The following is a 24,257-nucleotide window of genomic DNA, read 5'->3' as shown; positions in this document are numbered from 1 at the left end:
GACGCCGCCGCGGACGCCGACTATTCTCGGCAATCCCGGGCTCCTGACCGTACGGTCCTCGGCGAGCGACGACGGGCCGATGGCGCGTCGGCAACGGGACCGCATATCGAAGGGGGAGGCAATGCACTGCCTGCTGCACTGCCACGTGGCGTCATGAGCGCATCGACGACCGACCGGGCCGCTTCACAACGGCCGCGCCTGGGGCGCGACTTCTCCCAGCTGTGGTGGTCCGCCGCGGTCTCCTCGCTCGGCGACGGAGCCACGATCGCCGCCGCCCCCCTGCTCGCCACCCGGCTGACCGACGACCCCCGCCTGATCGGCGCGGCATCGGTCGCCGTCACCATTCCGTTCATCCTGTTCGGCATCCCGGCGGGGCTGCTGGTCGACCGCCTCGACATCCGGACCATGATGGTGCGGGTCGACATCGCCCGGGCCGTCCTGCTCGCGGTGCTCGCCCTCGGGATCCTCGGCGGCTGGGGCGGGCTGCCCCTGCTCTACGTGTGCATGTTCCTGCTCGGCGTCGGCGAGGTCCTCTCCCGCAACGCCGCCCAGGTGCTCGTCCCCTTCATCACCCCGCAGGCCGGGCTCGCCACCGCCAACGCCCGCATCATGGCCGCGCAGGAGGCCGGCACCGGTTTCATCGGCCCGCTCCTCGGCGCGCTGATGTTCGGTGTGGCGGTGGCCCTGCCGTTCGGCGTGGACGCCGCCACCTTCCTGTGCTCCGCCGTACTGGTCAGCCGCATCCGCGGCACCCGGCCGATCGAGCCCGCACCGGTCAGGGCCGGCGTGCTGTCGGAGATGCTGGCCGGCGCCAAGTGGCTCTTCTCGCACCACCTGTTGCGCAGCCTCGCCCTGATCTCCTGCCTGATCAACCTGGCCGGGAACGCGATGCTCGCCGTGCTCGTGGTGTACAGCGTCAAGGAACTCCACCTGGGCCCGTTCGGGTACGGCGCCCTGCTCGCCTGCCAGGCCGTCGGGGCCGTCGTGTCCTCACGGTTCGCCCCCGCCCTCACCGAACGCCTGGGCCGGGAGGGCGCGTTGGTCGCCACCGCCGTGCTGATCGCCACGAGCGAGACGATCCTGGCCGCCGTGCCCTCGGTGTACGCGGCCGGCGCGGCCCTCGCGATCTTCGCGTGCGGGACGGTGACGTGGAACGTCGTCGTGGTCGTCCTGCGGCAGACCCTGGTGCCGCAGCACCTGCTCGGGCGGGCCAACAGCGTGTACCGGCTCGTCGCCTGGGGCGGGCTGCCCGTCGGTGCGGCGGCGGGCGGCATCGTCGCCGCCGAGGTCGGCACTCGCGCCGTGTTCGGCGTCGGGGCGGTCGCCATGGCCCTCGTCGCGGTGGCGCTCCTCGTGGGCGCGCGCCGCCAGTGGATCACCCGCGCCGAGCAGAGCACCGAGCAGAGCACCGCACAGGCCCCGCAGCCGGCGGACACGGACTGACCCGGCGGCGCGTTCCGCTTCGAAAGGACACGCAATGACGACCACGAGCCTGCCCAAGGCGCCCAGATCGCGGCTGGGCCGCGCGTACGGGGAGGAGCTCGCGCGGCGCCCCTCGACGGACCACCCGACGGCCGCCGCCCGGGAGTCGGTCACGCTCGCGCTGGCGTACCAGGACCGGTTCCTGAACGGCCCCGCCTTCCTCAGCGAGCCCGAGCGCCGCACGGTCGTCGAAGACCTCCACACGGTCTACGGGCTGCTGCGCTCGCTGCCGGAGCGGGTGTTCGGCGGCAGCCTGACCGCGCTGGCCTCGGCGGTCGGCATGGATCCCCTGCAGTCCGCGCTGATCACGCGCAGCGCCCGGACCGGATCGCTCCTCCCGCTGGGACGGGCCGACCTCTATCACGACGGCACGGAGTTCAAACTCCTCGAATTCAACATCACCAGCGCGCTCGGCGGCTTCGAGAACGCGGACATCAACCGGGCGATGCTGGCGTACCCCCCGCTGGAGGAGTTCGTACGGCGGCACGCGCTCCGCTACCAGGACACGCTGGGCAGCATGGTGCGGACCATGTACGCCGAGTGCGCCGCGGTCCTCCCCGCCGACCGGGCGCCCGTCGTCGCCGTGGTGGACACGGTGGACAACTTCGCCGTGGTGGGGCCCCGGCTCAAGGTGTTCGCCGCGAAGCTGGCCGACTACGGGGTCGAGGGGATCGCCTGCGACCTCGGCGAGTTCACGTACCCGAACGGCCGTCCCACGGTCTCGGGCCGGGCCGTCGACGTCGTCTTCCGGTACTTCCTGCCCGAGGACCTCACCGACCCCGCCTCGGCGGCCCTGCTGGAACCGCTGCTGGTCGCGGTCGAGCAGGGCCGGGTGGGGCTGTTCAGCCGGCTGGACGCCGAACTGTACGGAAACAAGGGCACCCTGGCGATGCTCTCCGACGAGCGGCACCGCGACCTCTTCGACGCCGCCGAACTGGCCTGCATCGACCGGCTCCTGCCTTGGACCCGGTACGTGCGCCCCCGCACCACGGACCGGGCGGGCTCCCCGGTCGACACGCTCCCCCACGCCCTGGCCCACCAGCACGAGCTGATCCTGAAGCCGACGCTGCTGCACGGCGGCAAGGGCATCGTCGCCGGCTGGACGGCGGACGCGGCGCAGTGGGAGCGCAAGGTCGCCTCGGCGATGGACGGCCCGTTCGTGCTCCAGCGCCGGGTGCGCCCCGCCTCCGAGCCGTTCCCCGACAGCGCCGGCGGCTCTCAGGAGCTCTTCCTCAACTGGGGCGTCTACCTGGGCGCGCGCGGCGCCGACGACGACGGGTACGCCGGAGGTTTCGTACGGGGCAGCACCAATCCGGCGGTGGGCGTGGTCAGCATGGCCGGCGGCGCCACGGTCGGCTGCGTCTTCCACGGCGGCGACCACTGACGCCGGCCGGCCGCCACGTCGCCGCGTCGCCGCCCGCGGTCACTGCGCGCTCGCGGCGGGACGTACGACGATCTCGTTGACGTCGACCCCGGCCGGCTGGGCGACGGCGTAGGCGATGGCCCCGGCGATCGCGGACGCCGGCAGCGCCACGGCGCGATAGGCCTTCATCGCCTCCCTCGCGGCGGGGTCGGAGATCCCCTCGGCCAGCTCGGACTCGGTCACCCCCGGGGAGACCAGGGTGACCCGGACGGAGCCGTCCGACTCCTGGCGCAGCCCCTCGGAGATGGCGCGGACGGCGAACTTGGTGGCGCAGTAGACGGCCGCCGTGGGTGAGACCTCGTAGGCGCCGACGGAGGCGACGTTGACGAAGTGCCCGCCGCCCTGGGCGCGCATCACGGGCAGGGCGGCGGCGATCCCGTGCAGCACGCCCCGTACGTTGACGTCGATCATCCGGTCCCACTCGTCGACCTTGAGGGCGTCCAGCGGCGAGAGCGGCATCACCCCGGCGTTGTTGACCATCACGTCCACCCGGCCGTAGCGCTCCTGTGCGGCGGCCACGAAGTCCCGTACGTCGGCGGCGTCGGTGACGTCCAGGTGCCGGAACGCCGCGGTGCCGCCGGCCGCGTTGATCTCCCGGGTGAGCGCGTCGAGCCGATCGGTGCGCCGCGCGCCCAGCAACAGCCGGTGGCCGTCGCCGGCCAGCCGCCGGGCCGTCTCCTCCCCGATCCCGCTGCTGGCTCCGGTAATGGCCACGACCTTGGCTTCGTTCCTCATGCCTGCCTACTCCTCGTTCGAGCGGATGGCTCCGCCCGACCGAGTCTGGCCGCCCCCCGGCCGGTCAGCCAGGTCGCACCACACCCTGGCAACGCGCCTCATCGGGGTTCGCGGTGTGGTTCACGGTGTGGTTCACGGCGTGCTGTCGCGCAGGTCGGGGCGGTTCCTGGGGGGACCGAAGCCCGCCGCCATCTCCTTCTCCTCGTAGGACAGGAATCCCAGGCTGCGGAAGAACGCGTGGTTGCGCTCGCCCTCCGGGGAGGACTCGTGATCCGTGGACAGGAGGAAGAAGCGGCAGTGCGAGTAGCGCCGCATGAGGTGCTCGACCAAGGCCCGGCCGATGCCCTGCCGGTGGTGCGCGGGGTTGACCACGACGTCCTGGACGTAACAGATGTTCTCGTCATCGGAGATCGTCCGCGCCAGGCCGCAGAGCGTTCCCGAAGCGTCCCGCGCCGTGATGACCAGGTGTGAGTTGGCCAGACCGCGGCACAGCCGGTCGACGTCGCAGGCGTAGCCCTCCCGTGCGACCGACCTGTAGAGGCCCAGGACTTCCTCGGGATCGAAGGCGACCTCTTCGGCTATCACCATGTTGTCGTCCCCTTTCCTTCAGGCGCCCGGGCCGGCGGCCGGGGCGAGGGAGTCCACGTCCTCCATGAAGCCCAGCATCCGGGCGTTGACCAGTTCGGGGTGGTCGATCTGCGGTCCGTGCCCGGTCGCGGAGACGATCTCGGCGCGAGCCCCCGCCATCAGGCGCGGTACGCGCTCCAGCTGGCGCTTCGGGTGAACGAGCAGGCTGCGCTTGCCCATGATCAGGTAGAACGGCGTCCGGATGGAGCCCAGTTCCGCGTCCGACAGCGGCAGGGGCGCGGGGCGGCGGATCCGGAAGGCGCGCACACCGGCCTGGATCCACGTGCGCAGCTCGGGCACGACGATGACCGGCTGCTCCAGCCAGGCCGCGAGGCGGGGCCGCCAGGACTTCGGGGCGTAGGTGGCGAAGAGGCTGGCGAAGATCCAGACGAAGAACCGCAGCCCCACCTTCTCCAGGCCGCCCGGGTCGAGCGCGGTGACGGAGGCGAGTCGCCCGGGCCGCAGGTGCGCCTGGTTGATGACCAGCCAGCCGCCGTAGGAGGAGCCGACGAGGTGGACGTGGTCGAGGCCGAGCGCGTCGAGGGCCTCGTCCATCCACTGGGCGGCCCGCTCCGGCTGCCACATGGGCTCGCGCTGGACGCTGCGTCCGGGGTCGCCTGGGGTGTCGAGGGCGTACACGGGGCGTTCGGCGCTGAGCGCGCGGGTGTTGGGGTACCACTGGGCGGAGGATCCGCCGGAGCCGTGGATCAGCACGACCGGGGTACGGGACTCCGCGGCGGGGTCGGTGGGGCCGTAGCGGTAGACGTGTGTGGTGCCGAAGCTCGTCTCGACGTCCCTCTCGGAGCGGATCGGCGCGCCCATCGCGAAGAGCACGTCGCCGGCGGCGAAGTAGCGGTCGCGCAGCTCGTCGTTCACGTAGTGGCCGATGTCGCGTCGTACGCGGGCCGTCTTCTCGGGCACGGGGCACCTCCGGAGGGATCCGTTGTTCGTAATACGACCGTACCACGATATTGATACGGCGGTATCACGAAAGAGGCGGGGGTCCGCGCCGACGGGGCGCTCAGCCGGCCAGGTCCTCGGCGTGCAGGGGCCGGCGCCAGGCGATGCGCCGGTGCACCGCGTCCAGGTCGGCCTGGAGGGGGCTGGGCGGCACCGCGAGGACCGGGCAGGGGGCGTGGGCCAGGCAGTAGCGGGAGACCGACGGGCGCAGGGCGCGCAGCAGCGGGGTGCGCGAGCCCGTACCGACGACGAGGAGGTCCCCGGCGTCGCGGACGGTGTCGACCAGGGCCGCACCCGGGGTCCCCCGGACCGTCAGGCCGGCCAGGGTCACCCCCGGCGGGCCGTCACCGAAGGCGGCGGCGAGGACGTCCCGCAGCCGTTCGACCGCCGCGTCGCGGCAGCCCGCGAGCAGCGGCGTTCCGCCGGCGGCGGTCCGGGAGGCCGGTCCGCCGAGGGGCGCCTGCCAGGCCAGTACGACCCACAGCTCCGCGTCCCGCGCCCGGGCCTCGGCGGCCGCCCGGTGCAGCGCCGTCAGGCTCCCGAGGGATCCGCACGTACCCGCCACCACTCGTCCTCGCACCGTCGCCCCACCCCTCCTGCTTTCCACTTCGTCCTTCGCCCTCCATGGAACGGCCGCGGCGGGCCGCGCGGCGGCTTCGCTGATGCCTCCCTGACGCCGGAGCCGGAAACCCGTACGCGCCTTTGACGCCGCGCCCCGCGTCCGTCAGTGACGTGTATGGAGTGGGCCGTCGCCCGTCAAGGTGGCGTCAGGGAGCGACGCGGGAGCCGCCGGAGCGGGGATAGCTTCGATCGCGTGCCCCGGGCTGCCTCCCCGCACCCGGGGCGTCATCCGTCGTCCGTGGTTCCCCCAGGGAGAGCGCCATGTGCCTGTTTCAGTACGAAGAAGACCCCGAGCCCGAAGAACGGATCCCGGCCGGACTCCTGTACGTGCCCGTCCGGCCGGGTGACACGGCCGCGACGGTGATCCGGCTGTTCCGCACCCCGCTGGGGGCGCGGACGGCCGTGGGCTTCACCCGCAGGGAGCGGCTGGTCTCCACCCTCGGCGCGGGGCAGGCGTACATCCGGCTGTCCGAGTCCGTGCTGCGGGAGCTGTGCGGTCCGCTCGGCGCCGCCGTGATCACCGTCGACCCGACGCTCTCGGCGCCCGCGGCCACCGCCACCACCCGCCGGCCGGACCGCGTCGCGGCCCGCGTCGCCTGAGGGGAACGCCATGACCATCACCGCACTGTCCGAGGCCGCCGCGGACGCGGACGACCTGTCCGTCTGGCCGGCCTCCACCGGCCGGCTGCCGCACGGGGGCCTCTCCGTCGGCGGGGTGCCGCTCGCCGAGATAGCCGACCGTTTCGACACGCCGGTGTACGTGCTGGACGAGGGCGAGGTACGGGCCCGCTGCCGCACGTACCGCGACGCCTTCCCCGACGCCGACGTCCTCTACGCCGCCAAGGCGTTCCTGTCCCGGGCGATGGTCCGCTGGGTCGACGAGGAGGGCCTCGGGCTGGACGTGTGCTCGGCGGGCGAACTCGAACTCGCCGTCACCGCCGGCTTCCCGCCGGAGCGCATGGTCCTGCACGGCAACGCGAAGTCACCGCACGACATCGAGGCGGCGCTGCGGCTCGGAGTGGGCCGCATCGTCATCGACGGCCCGTCCGAGATAGCCCGGCTGGCCGCGATGGTGGGTACGGGCGGCTCGCAGAAGGTGATGGTCCGGGTGGTGCCGGGCATCACGGCCGGCGGCCACGAGAAGATCCGCACCGGTACGGACGGCCAGAAGTTCGGCCTGTCCCTCACCGACGGCTCGGCCCAGCACGCCATCGCCCGCGTCCTGGGCCAGCCGCAGCTCGAACTGACCGGTCTGCACTGCCACATCGGCTCCCAGATCACCGACGTCAAGCCGTACCTCGCGGCCGTGCGCCGCATGGTCGGCCTGATGGCCCGCGTCCGCGACGCCCACGGAGTCGTCCTGCCCGAGCTGGACATGGGCGGGGGCCACGGCATCGCCTACCGCCCCGGCGAGCCCGCGCTGGACCTCACGGCCCTGGCCCGCCGGCTGCGCACCGCGCTCGTGGAGAGCTGCGCGGCGGCCGGACTGGCCGTGCCCCGGCTCACCATCGAGCCCGGCCGGGCCGTCGCCGGTCCCGCCGGGGTGGCGCTGTACCGGGTCCTCGCCGTGAAGCGCACCTGCGACCGCGTGTTCGTCGCCGTCGACGGCGGGATGAGCGACAACCCCCGCCCAGCCCTGTACGGGGTCCGGTACGCGCCCCGCCTCGTCGGCCGCCGCCCGGCCGCGCAGGCGTGCGTCGCCACGGTGGTCGGCCGGCACTGCGAAGCCGGGGACGTCCTGGCCGCCGATGTGGAACTGCCCGGGGACGTCCGCCCCGGCGACCTGCTCGCCGTACCGGTCGCGGGCGCCTACCAGCTGTCGATGGCATCCGGCTACAACCTGGTCGGACGGCCGCCGGTCGTCGCGGTCGACAACGGCGCGGCCCGCCTGCTCATGCGCCGCGAGACCCTCGCCGACTTCCGCCGCCGGGACATCGGCGACTAGGCCGGGGCGGCGTCAGCCGGCGTGGACGTGGGGGCGGCGGCTGCGGTCCGGTTCGGCCTCGCGGATGACCTCGCGGGTGACGGGGGCTACCTCTCCCTGTCCGAAGAGGAAGAAGCGGAAGAAGTTGGCCATCGGGTTGCCCTCGGTCCACTCGAAGTAGATGTGGGGGCGCTGGCCCGTCTCGTCCCTGATGTGGAGGAGGAGCGCGGCGAGGGCGTTGGGGACCGTGGAGCTCTCCAGGGTCAGGACGCGGTAGCGGCCGTGCAGCACCTCGCCCCGTACCCGCAGCCCGGATTCGAACTCGGAGGGGTCCAGGACGGTGACTTCGACGAACAGGAGGTCGTCGCCGGCCGGGATGTCGTTGTCGGCCCTGATCTGCTCGACCTTGTCGCGGTACTCGGCCTTGTCACGGTTGTCGGGCTCGTTGGCGATGAGGCGGATGGTGCGGTTGGCGGTGTCCCGGACGAACCTCGCGGCCATGTCGTCGAATTCGAGGTGGGTCACGCGCAGCTCGAAGACGCGGGCCAGGCGGGAGAGGAGGGAGAGCGCCATGATGCCCGCGATGAAGCAGGCGCCGATCTTCACGCCGTCCGGGCGTTCGGCCACGTTGACGGCGGTGGTGTAGACGAAGACGGCGGAGATGACGCCGAAGCCGATCGTCCAGCCGCGTTCCCCGGCCCGGCGGGCGGCGATGGTGACGGCGACGGCCGCCGAGGTGATCAGTACGAGGACACCGGTGGCGTAGGCGCCGCCCTGGGCGTCCACGTCGGCGTCGAAGATCCAGGTGACGAGGAACGCGATGAGGGTGAACACGATCACCATCGGGCGCAGGGCGCGGGCCCACTGCGGGGCCATGCCGTAGCGGGGCAGGTAGCGCGGCATCAGGTTGAGCAGGCCGGCCATCGCGGAGGAGCCCGCGAACCAGAGGATGAGGATCGTGGAGATGTCGTAGACGGTGCCGAAGGCGGAGCCGAGGTATTCGTGGGCCAGGTAGGCGAGCGCGCGGCCGTTGGCCTCGCCGCCTGGCTGGAACTGATCGGCGGGGATCAGCAGGGTCGTGATCAGGCTGGAGCAGATCAGGAAGATGCTCATGATCACGGCGGCCGTGGTCAGCAGCTTCTTGGCGCCGCGGATCCGGCCGGCGGGCTTCGCCTCGGTGTCTTCGGGACCGCCCTTCACGTGCGGCATGACCGCCACGCCCGTCTCGAACCCCGACAGGCCGAGCGCGAGCTTCGGGAACACGACGAGGGCGATGGCGATCATCATGAAGGGGTTGCCGTGCTCGGCGGTCAGCGCGGTGGTCCAGTCGGTGATGACCTGCGGCTCGCTGAACACGTTCCACAGCCCGACCGCCACCACGACGACGTTCAGGCCGAGATACGTGAAGACCAGGACCACCGCCACTCCGATGGCCTCGCTGAACCCCTTCAGGAACACCCCGCCCAGGAGGGCGATCAGGATCAGGGTGATCAGCACCTCGTGGCCGTGCAGGGTGCTGGTGAGGTGCGGGTTCTCCACCATGTGCGCGGTGGCGTCCGCCGCCGAGAGGGTGATGGTGATGAGGAAGTCGGTCGCCGCGAACCCGAGCAGGGTCAGGACGAACAGCTTCCCCTTCCAGAACGTGAGCAGCCGCTCCAGCATGGCGATGGAACCCTCGCCGTGCGGGCTCTCCTCGGCCACCCGCCGGTACACGGGCAGCGCGCCGAACAGGGTCAGCAGCACGAGCACGATGGTCGCCAGCGGCGACAGCAGACCCGCGGCCAGGAACGCGATGCCGGGCTGGTAGCCGAGGGTGGAGAAGTAGTCCAGGCCCGTCAGGCACATGACCCGCCACCACGGCCGGCCGTGGGGCTGGGCAGCCGCCTCCTTGGCTGCGGGTGAACTCGTCTGGGCGGTCAAGCCTTCCAGCATCCACGCGCGCAGGCGCGAGGAGCGGGCAGGGGTGGCCATCGTGGGGTGCTCCTGTCGTACGGCAAAGAATCAGCCATCGACACCGACGGCTGAGCAAGCGTACGCAGGCTGATCCCTCATACCCGCAGCTGAGCGAATCCTGACGTGTCCTTAACGCGGACCCCTCCGGTGGCGTAATGGAAGCGCTCCCGGAGGTCCCCGTATGGGCGGCGTCAAGAGTTCCGCCGGACCCGTATGGAGTCCGTCAAGGGGTCTTAACGACCGGCCCGGCCCACGGTTTGCTCATGTTCGGCCGACTTGGCCGAAACCCATTTCATCACTTCATTCAGGAGCTCACGGTGGCCGATCTGGCCTTCGTCGTCACCACGGTCGCGGTCTTCGCGCTGGTGGCTCTCATCGCCAAGGGGGTGACCAAGCTGTGAGCATCGAGAACATCGTCGGCCTGCTGGTCGCGGTCTCCCTGCTGGGTTATCTCATCCTCGCCCTTGTGTATCCGGAGAGGTTCTGAGTACCGACATGAGCCCCGTAACCGCTGGTGTGCTCCAGCTGCTCGCGCTGATCGCCGCGCTCGCGCTGGCCTACCGTCCGCTGGGCGACTACATGGCCCGCGTCTACTCCTCCGAGAAGCACTACGGACCGGAGAAGTGGATCTACAAGGCCGTCGGCGCCAATCCCTCGGCCGAGATGCGCTGGCCCGCCTATCTGCGCGGCGTCCTGGCGTTCTCCGCCGTGAGCGTCCTGTTCCTCTACGCCCTCCAGCGGGCGCAGGGGATCCTGCCCGGGTCGCTCGGGTTCTCCGCGATAGACCCGGACCAGGCCTTCAACACCGCCGCGTCGTTCGTGGCCAACACCAACTGGCAGTCGTACTACGGCGAGCAGGCCATGGGCCACGTCGTACAGACCGGCGGGCTGGCGGTCCAGAACTTCGTCTCCGCCGCCGTCGGCATGGCCGTCGCGGTGGCCCTGGTACGGGGCTTCGCGCGCTCCCGCACCGGGGAACTCGGCAACTTCTGGGCGGACCTGGTGCGCGGCACCGTCCGCATCCTGCTGCCGATCTCGGTGATCGGCGCGATCGTGCTGGTCGCCTGCGGTGCGATCCAGAACTTCGCCGGCATCCACGAGGTCGGCCAGTTCATGGGCGGGACCCAGCAGTGGAACGGCGGGGCGGTCGCCTCGCAGGAGGTCATCAAGGAGCTGGGCACCAACGGTGGCGGCTACTTCAACGCCAACTCGGCCCACCCCTTCGAGAACCCGACCCCCTTCTCGAACCTGTTCGAGATCTTCCTGATCCTGCTCATCCCGTTCGCGATGACCCGTACCTTCGGCCGGATGGTCGGCAACCTGCGCCAGGGTTACGCGATCCTCGCCACCATGGGCGTCATCTGGGTCGGCTTCACCGCGCTGATGATGTGGACCGAGTTCGCCCACCACGGCCCGGCCCTCCAGGCCGCGGGCGGAGCGATGGAGGGCAAGGAGACCCGCTTCGGCATCGGCGCCTCCGCGATCTTCTCGGTCGCCACCACCCTCACCTCGACGGGTGCGGTCAACTCCTTCCACTCCTCCTACACCGGTCTGGGCGGCGGCATCCAGCTGCTGGGCATGCAGCTCGGCGAGATCGCACCCGGCGGTGTGGGCTCCGGCCTCTACGGCATGCTGATCATGGCGATCATCGCGGTGTTCATCGCCGGCCTGATGGTCGGCCGCACCCCCGAGTACCTCGGCAAGAAGATCAGCACCCGCGAGATCAAGCTCGCGGCCTGCTACATCCTCATCACCCCGGCCCTGGTCCTCTGCTTCACCGCCGCCGCGATGGCCCTGCCCACCCCGGGCGACTCGATGGCCAACCCGGGCGCGCACGGCTTCTCCGAGATCCTCTACGCCTACACCTCGGGCGCCAACAACAACGGCTCCGCCTTCGCGGGTCTGAACGCTGACACCCAGTGGTTCAACAGCACCATCGGCATCGCCATGCTGCTCGGCCGCTTCCTGCCCATGGTGTTCGTCCTCGCCCTCGCCGGCTCGCTGGCCGAGCAGAAGCCGGTGCCCGAAACCGCAGGCACCCTGCGTACCGACAAGCCGCTCTACGCGGGCCTGCTCGTCGGCACGATCCTCATCATCACCGGTCTGACCTACTTCCCGGCGCTCGCGCTGGGTCCGCTTGCCGAAGGGCTCGCCTCATGAGCACCATCACCCCAACCCGCGCTCCGCACGAGGACCAGCCCACCGGACACAAGCCCGCGGCAGGGCGCGTCGGGGGCGGCCTGTTCGACCCCAAGGCCCTGCTGAGGTCCTTCCCCGACGCGGTGAGGAAGCTCGACCCGCGCATCATGGTCAAGTCCCCGGTCATGTTCGTGGTCCTCGTCGGTTCGGTGGTCACCACCTTCCTGGCGGTCTCGGACCCGACGGACTGGTTCGGCTGGGCGATCACCGCCTGGCTGTGGCTGACCACGGTCTTCGCCAACCTCGCCGAGGCCGTGGCCGAGGGCCGCGGCAAGGCGCAGGCCGACACCCTGCGCAAGGCCAAGACCGACACCGTCGCCCGCCGGCTGGCCCAGGACGGCAAGAGCGAGGAGCAGGTGCCCGGCACCGACCTCGGGATCGGTGACCTGGTCGTCTGCGAGGCGGGCGACATCATCCCGGGCGACGGGGACGTCATCGAAGGCGTCGCCTCCGTCGACGAGTCCGCGATCACGGGTGAATCGGCCCCGGTCATCCGGGAGTCGGGCGGCGACCGCTCGGCCGTCACCGGCGGTACGAAGGTCCTCTCCGACCGGATCGTCGTGAAGATCACGACAAAGCCGGGCGAGACCTTCATCGACCGCATGATCGCGCTCGTGGAGGGCGCGGCCCGGCAGAAGACGCCCAACGAGATCGCCCTCAACATCCTGCTGGCGTCCCTCACCATCGTCTTCCTGCTGGCCGTCGTCACCCTCCAGCCGTTCGCGATCTACGCCGACGCCAAGCAGTCGATGATCGTCCTGACCGCGCTCCTGGTCTGCCTGATCCCGACCACCATCGGCGCCCTGCTCTCCGCCATCGGCATCGCCGGCATGGACCGGCTCGTCCAGCGCAACGTCCTCGCGATGAGCGGCCGGGCCGTCGAGGCTGCGGGCGACGTCTCCACGCTGCTGCTCGACAAGACGGGCACGATCACCCTGGGCAACCGGCAGGCTTCGGAGTTCGTGGCCGTCAAGGGCACCACCGCTGCCGAACTGGCCGACGCCGCACAGCTTTCCTCCCTGGCGGACGAGACCCCCGAGGGCCGGTCGATCGTGGTCCTCGCGAAGGAGAAGTACGGGCTGCGCGAACGCCACCAGGGCGAACTCGCGCGGGCCACCTGGGTGGCGTTCACCGCCCAGACCCGGATGTCGGGCGTCGACGTGGACGGCAGGAAGACCCGTAAGGGAGCTGCCGGTTCGGTCATCGCGTGGGTGACGGAGCGGGGCGGTCAGGTCGCCGCCGACGCCGACGTCCTGGCCGACCGGATCTCCGAGGCCGGCGGCACGCCGCTGCTGGTCGCCGTCGAGGACGAGAAGGGCGCCCGGATCCTGGGCGTCATCCACCTCAAGGACGTGGTCAAGGAGGGCATGCGCGAGCGGTTCGACGAACTGCGCCGCATGGGCATCAAGACCGTCATGATCACGGGCGACAACCCGCTGACCGCGAAGGCGATCGCGGAGGAGGCCGGTGTCGACGACTTCCTCGCCGAGGCCACCCCCGAGGACAAGATGGCCCTCATCAAGCGGGAGCAGGCGGGCGGCAAACTCGTCGCGATGACCGGAGACGGTACGAACGACGCCCCGGCCCTGGCCCAGGCGGACGTGGGCGTGGCGATGAACACGGGCACCTCGGCCGCGAAGGAGGCCGGGAACATGGTGGACCTGGACTCCAACCCCACCAAACTCATCGAGATCGTCGAGATCGGCAAGCAGCTCCTCATCACCCGAGGGGCCCTGACCACCTTCTCGATCGCCAACGACGTCGCGAAGTACTTCGCGATCATCCCGGCCATGTTCGCCGTGGTCTACCCGGGCCTCGACAAGCTCAACGTCATGGGCCTGCACTCACCGAACTCCGCGATCCTCTCCGCGGTCGTCTTCAACGCGCTCATCATCATCGCGCTCGTGCCGCTCGCCCTGAAGGGCGTCCAGTACAAGCCGACGAGCGCCGACAGGATGCTCCGCCGCAACCTCGGGATCTACGGACTCGGCGGCCTCATCGCCCCGTTCATCGGCATCAAGCTCATCGACATGCTCATCACCCTCATTCCCGGAATCGGCTGATACCCGCCATGAACAACTCTGTCGGCAACACCGCACGGCTGATCGGCGCGGGCCTGCGGGCACTCCTGGTCCTGACGGTCCTGTGCGGCGTCCTCTACCCGCTGGCCGTGACCGGCATCGCCCAGGTCGCCTTCCACGGCAACGCCAACGGCTCCGAGATCAAGGACGAGAGCGGCGCCGTCGTCGGGTCCTCCCTCATCGGACAGACCTACGACCTCCCCAAGCGGAACCCGGACGACCCCGAGGAGAGCGCCAGGCCGGACCTGAAGTGGTTCCAGCCGCGCCCCTCGGGCGGCCTCGGGTCCAACAGCGTCAACACCCGGTACGCGCTGATCCTCTCCGGCGCCACCAACAAGGCCGCCGACAACCCGGACCTGGTCAAGACGGTCGAGGACGCCAAGGCCGCGGTCGTCGCGGACAACTCCACGGCCTCGTACACGGTGGACCCGCGGGACGTCCCGGCCGACGCCGTCACCTCCTCCGGCTCCGGGCTCGACCCGGGCATCTCCCCGGAGTACGCGAAGATCCAGGTCCACCGGGTCGCCGAGCGCAACGGCCTCGACGTCGGGCAGGTCGAGAAGCTCGTGGAGCAGAACACCGAAGGCCGCACGCTCGGCTTCATGGGCGAACCCCGCGTCAACGTCCTGGGGCTCAACATCGCGATCAAGGCCCTGGCCAAGAGCTGATGGCCGCCGCCGCGCGGATCCGGAGCCGGCGGGACGCGACGGGCCCCCGGCTGGCGCCGGGTGGGACCCGGGGCGTCGTCCCGCCGGCTCCGGCCGCCCGCACGTCACGAAAGGAAGGCTCCACACCGATGACACGCGTGCTCGTGGTGGAGGACGATCCGCAGCTCGTACGCGCGCTGAAGATCAATCTCCAGGCCCGGAAGTTCGAGGTCTTAGAGGCCGGGGACGGCGCCATGGCGCTCCGGCTCGCGGCGGCCCGCACACCGGATGCCATCCTCCTGGACCTCGGTCTGCCGGACATGGACGGCGTGGAGGTGATCAGGGGGGTGCGCGGCTGGAGCCACGTCCCGATCCTGGTCCTCTCCGCGCGGCACACCTCCGAGGAGAAGATCCGGGCCCTGGACGCCGGCGCGGACGACTACGTGACCAAGCCGTTCAGCATGGACGAGCTGCTGGCGCGCCTGCGTGCCGCCACCCGCCGACAGGAAGCGCCCGCTTCCCCGGCCGGGATCCCGGGGATCGTGACCGACGAGTTCACCATCGACCTGGCCGCCAGGAAGGTGGTGCGCGGTGAGCGCACCGTACGGCTGACCCCGACCGAATGGCACCTGCTGGAGCTGCTGATCGCCAAGCCCGGGCACCTCGTCTCCCAGCGCAGGCTGCTCCTGGAGGTCTGGGGGCCGACCTACTCGGAGCACACCAACTACCTGCGGGTCTACATGGCCCAGCTGCGGCGCAAGCTGGAGGCGAATCCCTCCCACCCCCGATACCTGATCACGGAACCGGGCATGGGCTACCGCTTCGAGCCCTGACAGCCGCCAACGCCAACACCAACACAGCACATCGAGCAGAACGAGAAGCCGGCATCACATGAGACGCGGAAAGCTCCGGATCTACCTCGGCTCGGCCCCGGGCGTCGGCAAGACGTACGCGATGCTCTCCGAGGCCCACCGCAGGACCGAACGCGGCACCGACTGCGTCGTCGGCTTCGTCGAGCACCACCACCGGCCGCGCACCGAGGTGATGCTGCACGGCCTGGAGATGATCCCCCGGCGCGGGGTCGAGTACCGGGACACCGTCTTCACCGAGATGGACGTGGACGCCGTGCTCGCGCGCCGGCCGGCCGTCGTCCTCGTGGACGAGCTCGCGCACACCAACGTCCCCGGCTCGCGCAACACCAAGCGCTGGCAGGACGTCGAAGAGCTCCTCCAGGCCGGCATCGACGTCGTCACGACGGTCAACATCCAGCACCTGGAGTCCCTCGGCGACGTCGTGGAAACCATCACCGGGGTGCGCCAGCGCGAGACCGTGCCCGACGAGGTGGTCCGGCGGGCCGACCAGATCGAGCTGGTCGACATGTCCCCGCAGGCCCTGCGCCGGCGGATGGCGCACGGGAACATATACAAGCCCGACAAGGTCGACGCGGCGCTGTCGAACTACTTCCGCCCCGGCAACCTGACCGCGCTGCGCGAGCTCGCGCTGCTGTGGGTCGCCGACCGCGTGGACGAGTACCTCCAGGAGTACCGCGGGGAGCACGGCATCCGCTCCACCTGGCAGGCCCGGGAGCGGATCGTCGTCGGCCTCACCGGCGGCCCCGAAGGCCGGACGCTGATCCGGCGCGCAGCCCGGCTCGCCGAGAAGGGCGCGGGCGGCGAGGTCCTCGCCGTCTACATCGCCCGCAGCGACGGCCTCTCCAGCGCCTCGCCGAAGGAACTCGCCGTCCAGCGCTCCCTGGTCGAGGACCTCGGCGGCACCTTCCACCACGTCATAGGCGACAACGTCCCGCACGCCCTGCTGGAGTTCGCGCGCGGCGTCAACGCCACTCAGATCGTCCTCGGCGTCAGCCGCCGCAAGCCCTGGCAGTACGTGTTCGGGCGGGGCGTCAGCGCCACCGTGGCCGTCGAGTCCGGACCGGACATCGACGTCCACATGGTCACGCACGACGCCGCGGCCAAGGGCCGCCGCCTGCCGCTCGCGCGCGGTGCCCGGCTGGGCCGCTCCCGGATCATCTGGGGCTGGGCGACCGGCGTGGCCGGACCCGCCCTGCTGACCCTGCTGCTCAGCCAGGTCCTTCCCGAGCTCGGGCTCGCGAACGACATGCTGCTGTTCCTCACCTTCACCGTCGCCGCCGCGCTGCTCGGCGGACTGCTGCCCGCGCTCGCGTCGGCCGCGTTCGGCTCCCTGCTGCTGAACTACTTCTTCACGCCGCCGCTCTACAAGCTCACCATCTCCGACCCCCGCAACATCGTCGCCATCTCGATCTTCGTCGGGGTGGCCGTTTCCGTGGCCTCCGTCGTCGACCTGGCCGCCCGCCGCACCCACCAGGCCGCCCGGCTGCGCGCCGAGTCCGAGATCCTCTCCTTCCTCGCGGGCAGCGTCCTGCGCGGCGAGAACTCCCTCGACGCGCTCCTCGAACGCCTCCGCGAGACCTTCACCATGCGGTCCGTCGCCCTCCTGGAGCGGGCCGGTGAGGTCGAGCCCTGGACCACGGCCGCCGCCGTCGGCGCCCACCCGGTGACCCGGCCCGAGGAGGCCGACGTCGACATGCCGATCGGCGAGAACATGGCGCTGGCCCTCTCCGGGCGGGTCCTGCCCGCCGAGGACCGCCGTGTCCTCGGCGCGTTCGCCGCCCAGGCAGCCGTCGTGCTCGACCGCCAGCGCCTGGTCGACGAGGCCGGCCGGGCCCGGGAACTCGCCGAGGGCAACCGCATCCGTACGGCCCTGCTCGCCGCCGTCAGCCACGACCTGCGCACACCGCTGGCCGGCATCAAGGCATCGGTGACCTCACTGCGCTCCGACGACGTCGACTGGTCCGAGGAGGACAGGGCCGGTCTCCTCGAAGGCATCGAGGAGGGCGCGGACCGCCTCGCCGCGCTCATCGGGAACCTCCTCGACATGTCCCGGCTGAACACGGGCTCCGTCGTCCCGCTCATCCGCGAGACCGACCTCGACGAGATCGTCCCCGTCGCGCTGGGCGGCCTGCCCGACGACAGCGTCGAACTCGACATCCCGGAGACCCTCCCGATGGTCGCCGTCGACCGCGGCCTCCTCGAACGCGTCGTGGCCAACGTCGTCGAGAACGCCGTCAAGTACAGCCCGCACGGGCGGCCCGTCCACGTCTGCGCGAGTTCCCTCCTCGACCGCGTCGAGCTCCGGGTCGTGGACCGCGGGCCCGGTGTCCCCGACGAGGCCAAGGAGAGGATCTTCGAACCCTTCCAACGGCACGGCGACGCGCCCCGCGGCGCGGGCGTGGGGCTCGGCCTCGCGGTCGCCCGCGGCTTCACGGAGGCCATCGGCGGCACCCTCACGGCCGAGGACACCCCCGGCGGCGGCCTCACCATGGTCCTGACCCTCCGCACCCCGGCCGGCACCCCACCCGCCAACGGGGAACTGCCGCCCTCCGCCGTCACCTGAGAAGGCGAGGGCCGCGAGGCGGGAGCGCGGTCTCACTTCACCTCGTCCGTGATGCGGAAGCGCAGCCGGCAGATGACGGCGTCGGTGTCGCGTCGTACGGCGTGGGCGACGACCGCTCCGCGCTGGTTCTGGAGGATCCGCTGCCACAGGCGGGCGGGCTCGGTCTCCGGGATCAGTACGGTGACCTGGGCGTCCGGGTTCGTGGCGGTCAGCTCGCGGACGTAGCCGGAGACCGGTCGGCCCAGGGCCCGGGTCGGCGAGGTGACCTCGACGAGTTCGACCCCCGGGCTCCACAGCTCCCAGTCGCGGCGCAGGGCTTCGGCCGCCCGGCGGTCCTCCGGCGCGGGGTGGGTGACGGTGACGGCGAGCACCTCGTCGCCCAGCGAGCGGGCGGCGGTCAGCGCCCGGCAGGTCAGCTTCGACAGTCCGGAGACGGGGACGACGACCAGCGAGCGGGCCCGCGTCGGGGCCTGCGGGACCCGGCCGAGCTCCAGCCGTTCCCCGATCCGGGTGTAGGTGCGGTCGACCTTTTCGAAGCCGAGGACCAGCAGCGGCAGCGCGAGGACGATGAGCCACGCGCCCTCGGTGAACTTGGTGGCGGTGACCACGACGGCCGCGACCCCGGTGAGCAGCGCCCCGCATCCGTTAAGGGCGGCCTTGGCCCGCCAGCCCGTGGGGCGTTCACCGGACCAGTGCCGGACCATGCCGACCTGACAGATCGTGAAGCCGACGAAGACGCCGATCGCGAAGAGGGGGACGAGGGTGTTGGTGTCGCCGCCGGAGAACACCAGCAGGGCGGCTGACACCGCGGCCAGCGCGAGGACACCGTGCCGGTGCACCTGGCGGTCGGCCTTGAGCGCGAACAGGTGCGGCAGGTGGTTGTCGCGAGCCAGCAGGCTCATCAGGACGGGCAGCCCGCCGAAGGAGGTGTTCGCCGCGAGCGCCAGCAGCACCATGGTCGCGCACTGCGTCACGTAGAAGGCGGGGCCGTGTCCGAAGGACGCGTCGGCGAGCTGGGCGAGGACCGTCACGCCCTCGACCGGCTGGAGGTGGAAGCGGCCGATCAGGACGGACAGGCCGATCAGCATCACGCCGAGCAGCGCGCCGAGCGCGACCTCGGTGCGCTGCGCGCGCCGGGCGGCGGGGGCGCGGAAGGAGGGCACCGCGTTGGCGACGGCCTCGACCCCGGTGAGGGCGGAGCAGCCCGCCGCGAACGCCTTCAGCAGGAGCAGCGCGCCGACGGTGGTGGCGCCCTCGCCGAGTACGGGCGCGTGTCCCGCGGCGGAGGCCGTGCTGAGCGGCCCGTCCCGGAACAGGCCGACGGTGATCATGGCGAGGACCGCGCCGACGAACAGGGCCGTCGGCAGCAGGAACAGCTTCGCCGAGTCGACGACGCCCCGCAGGTTCACGGCGGTGACCAGGACGAGGACGCCGAGGCAGATCCATGTCCGCTGCCCGTACGCCTCCGGGAACGCCGAGGTCAGGGCGGCCACGCCGGCGGTGACCGACACCGCGACGTTCAGCACGTAGTCGAGGATCAGCGAGGCGGCCGCGACCAGGCCGGTCCGCCGCCCCAGGTGCCGCCTGGCGACCGCGTACGAGCCGCCGCCGTCCGGGAAGGCGGCGATGACCTGCCGGTACGAGGCCACCAGCACCGCCAGCAGGGCGGCGATGGCGAGGGTGACGGGCAGGGTGAACCCCATGCCGTACGCCCCGGCCGCCGCCAGCACCAGGACGACCGATTCGGGCCCGTACGCCACGGACGCCATCGCGTCGAGCGACAGCGCGGCCAGCCCCTGGAGGGCGGTGAGTTTGTGACGCGCGTCGGCCCCCGTGTCAGGGGGCTCCTGCGCGCCGGCCTCCTTGACGGCCGTGTCCGGATTTCCTGTGTGCGTGGCCATGATGCCGGTCCCTCCGATCGAGCGCGGACGAGGGACAGCCTCGGGGCGGAAATCCGGTACGACCGGCTTCCTTGGCGGGATCCATACGCCGGCCGGCCCGCTCTTCACGCACTTCTGACGGGCCGGTCGGATCGGGCGGGCTCAGGGGCGGATGCCGTCGCAGGCGATGGGCAGGTGGCGGGGGCCGCGCAGCACCGCGTTCTGGCGGTACGGGGGCGGGTCCTCCAGCAGCCGGGGGTTCTCCAGCCGGCGGGCCAGTTCGCTCAGTGCCAGCTGGGCCTCCAGGCGGGCCAGCGGGGCGCCGAAGCAGCTGTGGATGCCGCTGCCCAGGCCGAGGTGCTGGATGTCCCCCCGGTCGGGGTCGAAGCGGTCCGGGTTCTCGAAGCGCCTGGGGTCGCGGTTCCCGGAGGCGAGGATCAGCGAAACCGTGGCGCCCTTGGGGATGTTCACCCCGGCGACCTCGATGTCGGTGAGCGTGCTGCGCCGGGGCAGCAGCTGCACGGGCGGCTCGTACCGCAGCAGTTCCTCGACGATCGGTACGGACAGCCGCGGGTCCTCGCGCAGCCGCTGGAGCACTTCCGGGTGGCGCAGCAGGGTGAGCATGCCGTTGGTGATCAGGTTGACCGTGGTCTCGTGGCCCGCGATCAGCAGCAGCGCCGCGGTGCTGATGATCTCCACGGTGCTCATGGACCCGTCCGGTCCCTCGGGGGCGGCCGCCAGCTGGGACAGCATGTCCTCGCCCGGGTTCTTGCGGCGCTCCTCGATCAGCCCGGCCAGGTACATGCCGAGCTCGATCTGCGCGTCGGCCGCGCCCTTGGACTTCTCGGCGGGGTCGGCGTCCGGATCGGGGTCCAGGCTGGCGGCGATGGTGTCCGCCCAGCCGTGGAAGCGCGGCTCGTCCTCGTGCGGCACGCCCAGCAGCCGGCAGATCACCGTCACCGGGAAGGGGTAGGAGAACTGCTCGACGAGGTCGATGCGTTCCGGGGAGCCCGTGGCGGCGATGCCGTCGATGAGGCCGGAGACGATGCCGGCGAGCTCGCCGCGCATGTCGTCGACCCGGTGCGGGGAGTGCGGCGGTCCGAAGGGCCGGTTCGTGATGCGGCGCAGCCGGTCGTGGTCCGGCGGGTCGAGCCTCAGGAAGACCGGCGGCAGGGTCGATTCGTCGCCTTCGCCGCTCATCAGCGGGTCGCTCGCCGACAGCGTCAGATTGCGGGGGTCGGAGCTGATGCGCGGATCGTGCAGCAGGCTCTGGATCTCGTGGTAGGTGCTGACGACGTACGGCCCGTCCTCGTCGTGGAACACCGGTGTCTTGCGCAGCTCCTCGTACAGCGGGTACGGGTCGGCCCGGTTGGCGTAGTCGATGATCTGCCGGAGCATCGCTCGGCTCATGTTTCCGCCTCCGTCGTCGCTCTCTCACGGGTCGTCGGCCGACTCCGGACGCCGCTTTCCCCAGCATGCACGGACGCCCCGGCGGCCGCCTGCCGGGAACGCCGGCAGGGCCGAGTGGCGCAGCCCCGGGTGCCGGGGCCGTGGTGGGCGGGCACAGTGGGCGCCGAGCGGGAAGGCGGCGCGGCGCGCGCCGCGTGACCCGGCCCGCGGCCGGGAACGGGAGAACGGGAGCACGGCGATGACATCGGACGCACCCATGCAGCTCGGAATGGTCGGACTCGGCCGGATGGGCGCCAACCTGGTGCGCCGGCTCGTGCGGGACGGCCACCGGTGCGTCGTCAACGACGTCAGCCCCGACGCCGTACGGGCGCTGGAGGCTGAGGGCGCGACGCCGGCGTTCTCGCTGGAGGAGCTCGTCGAGCGGCTGGAGCGGCCGCGCGCCGTGTGGCTCATGGTGCCGGCGGCCGTGGTCCAGGACACCCTGGACCGGCTGGCCGGGCTCCTGGAGCCCGACGACACCGTCATCGACGGCGGCAACTCCTACTACCGGGACGACATCGCCCGGGCCCGGGCCCTGACCGACCGCGGCATCCACTACGTCGACTGCGGCACCTCGGGCGGTGTGTGGGGCCTGGAACGCGGCTACTGCCTCATGATCGGCGGCGAGCGGGGTCCCGTGGAACGGCTCGGCCCCCTCTTCCGCACCATCGCGCCCGGCACCGGCAGCGCCGAGCCCACCCCCGGCCGGACCCGGACCGGGGGCACCGCACCGCACGGCTACCTCCACTGCGGGCCCAGCGGCGCCGGTCACTTCGTGAAGATGGTCCACAACGGCGTGGAGTACGGGATGATGGCCGCCATCGCCGAGGGCCTCGCCATCATCGAGCACGCCGACGCCGGCCTGCGCTCGCGCACCGCCGACGCCGAGACCGCTCCGCTGTCCGATCCCGAGGCCTACCGGTACGAGATCGACGTGGCCGAGGTCGCCGAGGTGTGGCGCCGCGGGTCGGTCGTCGGCTCGTGGCTGGTCGACCTCACCGCCGACGCCCTGGCCCGCTCCCCGCGGCTGGACGATTTCACGGGCCGCGTGTCCGACTCCGGCGAGGGGCGCTGGACCGTGCTGGCGGCCATCGAGGAGAGCGTGCCCGCGCCGGTCATCAGCGCCGCCCTCTACCAGCGCTACGAGTCCAGGGGGCTCGGCGAGTTCACCGCCAAGGTGCTGTCCGCCATGCGCAGCGAGTTCGGCGGCCATGCCGAGAAGCGCCCCGGCGCGGACGCGTGAGGGGGCCCGCCATGGACAGGAACTCCGACGCTTCCCGGACGCAGACCCAGACCCAGAGCCAGAGCCAGGCCCAGCCGCACCCCGAGGACCACGTCGTCGTGCTCTTCGGCGCGACGGGTGACCTGGCCAGGCGCAAACTGCTGCCGGGCCTCTTCCACCTCGCCAAGGCGGGGCTCCTGCCGCGGCGCTACCGCATCGTCGGCTCGGCCCCGGCGGCCGAGGCCCTGAGCGACGAGGAGTTCCGCGCCCACGCGCGCCAGGCCGTGGCGGAGTTCGGCCGCTCCCGCCCCGAGGGCCCCGAGTGGCAGGAGTTCGAGGCCGCCCTGTCGTTCGGCTCGGCCGACACGGGCGCGACCGAGCCGCTGGTGAAGGCGGTGGACGAGGCCGAGCGGGCCGTCGGCGGCACTCCGCGGCGGTTGTTCCACCTCGCCGTCCCGCCCGTGGCTTTCACTTCCGTCATCGAGCTGCTCGGCGCCACGGGGCTGGCCCGTGACGCGCGGGTCATCGTCGAGAAGCCCTTCGGGACGGACCTCGCGTCCGCCCGCGCGCTCAACGCGGCCGTCCACGCCGTCTTCGACGAGTCCCGGGTGTTCCGCATCGACCACTTCCTCGGCAAGGAGGCGGTGGACAACATCCTCGCCCTGCGGTTCGCGAACGGCCTCTTCGAGCCGCTCTGGAACCGCGAGCACATCAGCCACGTACAGATCGACGTACCCGAGCAGATCGACATCCAGGGCCGCGCCCACTTCTTCGAGGGCACCGGCACCTTCCGCGACATGGTGGTCACGCACCTGTTCCAGCTGCTCGGATTCGTCGCGATGGAACCGCCGGTCGCCCTCGAAGCGCAGTCCCTGCGCGACGAGCAGGTCAAGGTCTTCCGCAGCATGCGGCCCCTGGACCCCGCCCACGTCGTACGCGGCCAGTACACCGGCTACCGCGCCGAGGCGGGGGTCGATCCGGCCTCGGACACCGAGACCTTCGTCGCGCTGCGCGTCGACATCGACAACTGGCGCTGGGCCGGCGTCCCCTTCCACCTGCGCTCGGGCAAGGCGCTGGCCGAGGGCCGGCACGTCGTCACCCTCGGCCTGCGCGAGCCCGTGCTCGGCATGTTCCCGCTGGACGCCCGGGAGGCGGCGGACGGCCGCGCCAACGAACTCGTCATCGACTTCGCCGACCCCGGCTCCATCACCGCCCGCTTCCTCGCCAAGGAGCCCGGCCCCACGATGCAGCTCGCGGAGGCCGACATGGTCTTCGGCTACCGAGGCTCCTTCACCACCGAGAACGCCCTGGAGGCGTACGAGCACCTCATCCTCCAGGCCATGCTCGGCGACCAGTCCCTCTTCACCCGCTCCGACGGCATCGAACGCCTGTGGGAGATCTCCGCGCCGCTGCTGGACGCGCCGCCGCCCGTCGCCCCGTACGCCCCCGGATCCTGGGGGCCCGAGGCCATCACCTCCCTCGTCGCGCCCCACCGGTGGCACCTGCCCGAAAGGCACCGGCCCGCCGGGCGGTGAGGCGACGGGCGCGTTGCTCCGAACGCCACACGCCCCGCGCCGTACGGGGTACCGCGCCCGTTCCGCGGGCGCCGCTCTGCCCTT

At 71.7% G+C, this 24,257-nt stretch carries 20 protein-coding genes; 13 read left to right on the top strand and 7 right to left on the bottom strand.

The window, feature by feature from the left end:
• Positions 1–153: 153 nt before the first annotated feature.
• Positions 154–1,443: an MFS transporter gene (locus IE248_RS10375; protein WP_190030558.1), complete on the top strand. Its 1,290-nt coding sequence runs from the start codon at positions 154–156 to the stop codon at positions 1,441–1,443.
• 34 nt (positions 1,444–1,477) lie between these two features.
• The gene (locus IE248_RS10370; RefSeq protein ID WP_190030557.1) at positions 1,478–2,866 is read left to right on the top strand and encodes a hypothetical protein; all 1,389 of its coding nucleotides are present in this window, start codon (positions 1,478–1,480) and stop codon (positions 2,864–2,866) included.
• Between the two features lie 39 nt (positions 2,867–2,905).
• On the opposite strand, the gene IE248_RS10365 is transcribed toward IE248_RS10370, so the two are convergent.
• The 4 genes from IE248_RS10365 to IE248_RS10350 form a co-directional block, all read right to left on the bottom strand.
• The gene (locus IE248_RS10365; protein ID WP_190030556.1) at positions 2,906–3,640 is read right to left on the bottom strand and encodes an SDR family oxidoreductase; all 735 of its coding nucleotides are present in this window, start codon (positions 3,638–3,640) and stop codon (positions 2,906–2,908) included.
• Positions 3,641–3,772: 132 nt separating this feature from the next.
• Positions 3,773–4,228, bottom strand: coding sequence for a GNAT family N-acetyltransferase (locus tag IE248_RS10360; RefSeq protein WP_100580998.1), 456 nt, complete (start codon positions 4,226–4,228; stop codon positions 3,773–3,775).
• Between the two features lie 18 nt (positions 4,229–4,246).
• Positions 4,247–5,188: an alpha/beta fold hydrolase gene (locus IE248_RS10355; protein WP_190030555.1), complete on the bottom strand. Its 942-nt coding sequence runs from the start codon at positions 5,186–5,188 to the stop codon at positions 4,247–4,249.
• A 100-nt stretch (positions 5,189–5,288) separates the two neighbouring features.
• Positions 5,289–5,792 (bottom strand): universal stress protein, encoded by a 504-nt coding sequence (locus IE248_RS10350; protein WP_229895236.1) that lies wholly within the window; start codon positions 5,790–5,792, stop codon positions 5,289–5,291.
• Positions 5,793–6,109: 317 nt separating this feature from the next.
• On the opposite strand from IE248_RS10350, the gene IE248_RS10345 reads away from it, so the two are divergent.
• Positions 6,110–6,448 (top strand): SAV_915 family protein, encoded by a 339-nt coding sequence (locus tag IE248_RS10345; RefSeq protein ID WP_073798471.1) that lies wholly within the window; start codon positions 6,110–6,112, stop codon positions 6,446–6,448.
• 10 nt (positions 6,449–6,458) lie between these two features.
• Entirely contained in the window at positions 6,459–7,793 is a 1,335-nt protein-coding gene (gene lysA, locus IE248_RS10340) for a diaminopimelate decarboxylase (protein ID WP_190030553.1), read from the top strand.
• Positions 7,794–7,805: 12 nt separating this feature from the next.
• On the opposite strand, the gene IE248_RS10335 is transcribed toward lysA, so the two are convergent.
• On the bottom strand, positions 7,806–9,743 hold the full coding sequence (locus IE248_RS10335; RefSeq protein WP_073772886.1) for an APC family permease: 1,938 nt from the start codon (positions 9,741–9,743) through the stop codon (positions 7,806–7,808).
• A 245-nt stretch (positions 9,744–9,988) separates the two neighbouring features.
• Here IE248_RS10335 and IE248_RS10330 point away from each other — a divergent pair, with 245 nt between their 5' ends.
• The 7 genes from IE248_RS10330 (at position 9,989) to IE248_RS10300 (ending at position 18,087) form a co-directional block, all read left to right on the top strand.
• Entirely contained in the window at positions 9,989–10,126 is a 138-nt protein-coding gene (locus IE248_RS10330) for a hypothetical protein (RefSeq protein ID WP_190030552.1), read from the top strand.
• On the top strand, positions 10,123–10,212 hold the full coding sequence (gene kdpF, locus IE248_RS10325) for a K(+)-transporting ATPase subunit F (RefSeq protein ID WP_079196248.1): 90 nt from the start codon (positions 10,123–10,125) through the stop codon (positions 10,210–10,212). Before IE248_RS10330 ends, kdpF begins: the two co-directional genes overlap by 4 nt.
• 8 nt (positions 10,213–10,220) lie before the next feature.
• A complete protein-coding gene (kdpA, locus tag IE248_RS10320; protein WP_190030551.1) occupies positions 10,221–11,885 on the top strand; it encodes a potassium-transporting ATPase subunit KdpA in 1,665 nt (554 codons plus the stop codon).
• Positions 11,882–13,987, top strand: coding sequence for a potassium-transporting ATPase subunit KdpB (gene kdpB / locus IE248_RS10315; RefSeq protein ID WP_190030550.1), 2,106 nt, complete (start codon positions 11,882–11,884; stop codon positions 13,985–13,987). The genes kdpA and kdpB overlap by 4 nt, the downstream gene beginning before the upstream one ends.
• 8 nt (positions 13,988–13,995) lie before the next feature.
• On the top strand, positions 13,996–14,673 hold the full coding sequence (locus IE248_RS10310; protein WP_008743213.1) for a potassium-transporting ATPase subunit C: 678 nt from the start codon (positions 13,996–13,998) through the stop codon (positions 14,671–14,673).
• A gap of 128 nt (positions 14,674–14,801) precedes the next feature.
• On the top strand, positions 14,802–15,485 hold the full coding sequence (locus IE248_RS10305) for a response regulator (RefSeq protein ID WP_008743214.1): 684 nt from the start codon (positions 14,802–14,804) through the stop codon (positions 15,483–15,485).
• A gap of 58 nt (positions 15,486–15,543) precedes the next feature.
• On the top strand, positions 15,544–18,087 hold the full coding sequence (locus IE248_RS10300; protein ID WP_190030549.1) for a DUF4118 domain-containing protein: 2,544 nt from the start codon (positions 15,544–15,546) through the stop codon (positions 18,085–18,087).
• Positions 18,088–18,119: 32 nt separating this feature from the next.
• On the opposite strand, the gene IE248_RS10295 is transcribed toward IE248_RS10300, so the two are convergent.
• Both IE248_RS10295 and IE248_RS10290 read right to left on the bottom strand, forming a co-directional pair.
• Positions 18,120–19,988: an APC family permease gene (locus IE248_RS10295; RefSeq protein WP_073798046.1), complete on the bottom strand. Its 1,869-nt coding sequence runs from the start codon at positions 19,986–19,988 to the stop codon at positions 18,120–18,122.
• A gap of 141 nt (positions 19,989–20,129) precedes the next feature.
• Positions 20,130–21,377, bottom strand: a complete 1,248-nt coding sequence (locus tag IE248_RS10290; RefSeq protein WP_073798045.1) for a cytochrome P450 — start codon at positions 21,375–21,377, stop codon at positions 20,130–20,132.
• A gap of 238 nt (positions 21,378–21,615) precedes the next feature.
• On the opposite strand from IE248_RS10290, the gene gnd reads away from it, so the two are divergent.
• Positions 21,616–22,659, top strand: a complete 1,044-nt coding sequence (gene gnd / locus IE248_RS10285; protein ID WP_073798044.1) for a phosphogluconate dehydrogenase (NAD(+)-dependent, decarboxylating) — start codon at positions 21,616–21,618, stop codon at positions 22,657–22,659.
• An 11-nt stretch (positions 22,660–22,670) separates the two neighbouring features.
• Positions 22,671–24,173 (top strand): glucose-6-phosphate dehydrogenase, encoded by a 1,503-nt coding sequence (zwf, locus tag IE248_RS10280; protein ID WP_229895235.1) that lies wholly within the window; start codon positions 22,671–22,673, stop codon positions 24,171–24,173.
• Positions 24,174–24,257 lie beyond the last annotated feature (84 nt).

This window comes from Streptomyces goshikiensis, from assembly GCF_014650555.1.
In the GTDB taxonomy this organism is placed as follows: domain Bacteria; phylum Actinomycetota; class Actinomycetes; order Streptomycetales; family Streptomycetaceae; genus Streptomyces; species Streptomyces goshikiensis.
Note: the sequence above shows the minus strand (reverse complement) of the source record. Positions and strands in the feature narration are given on the sequence as shown.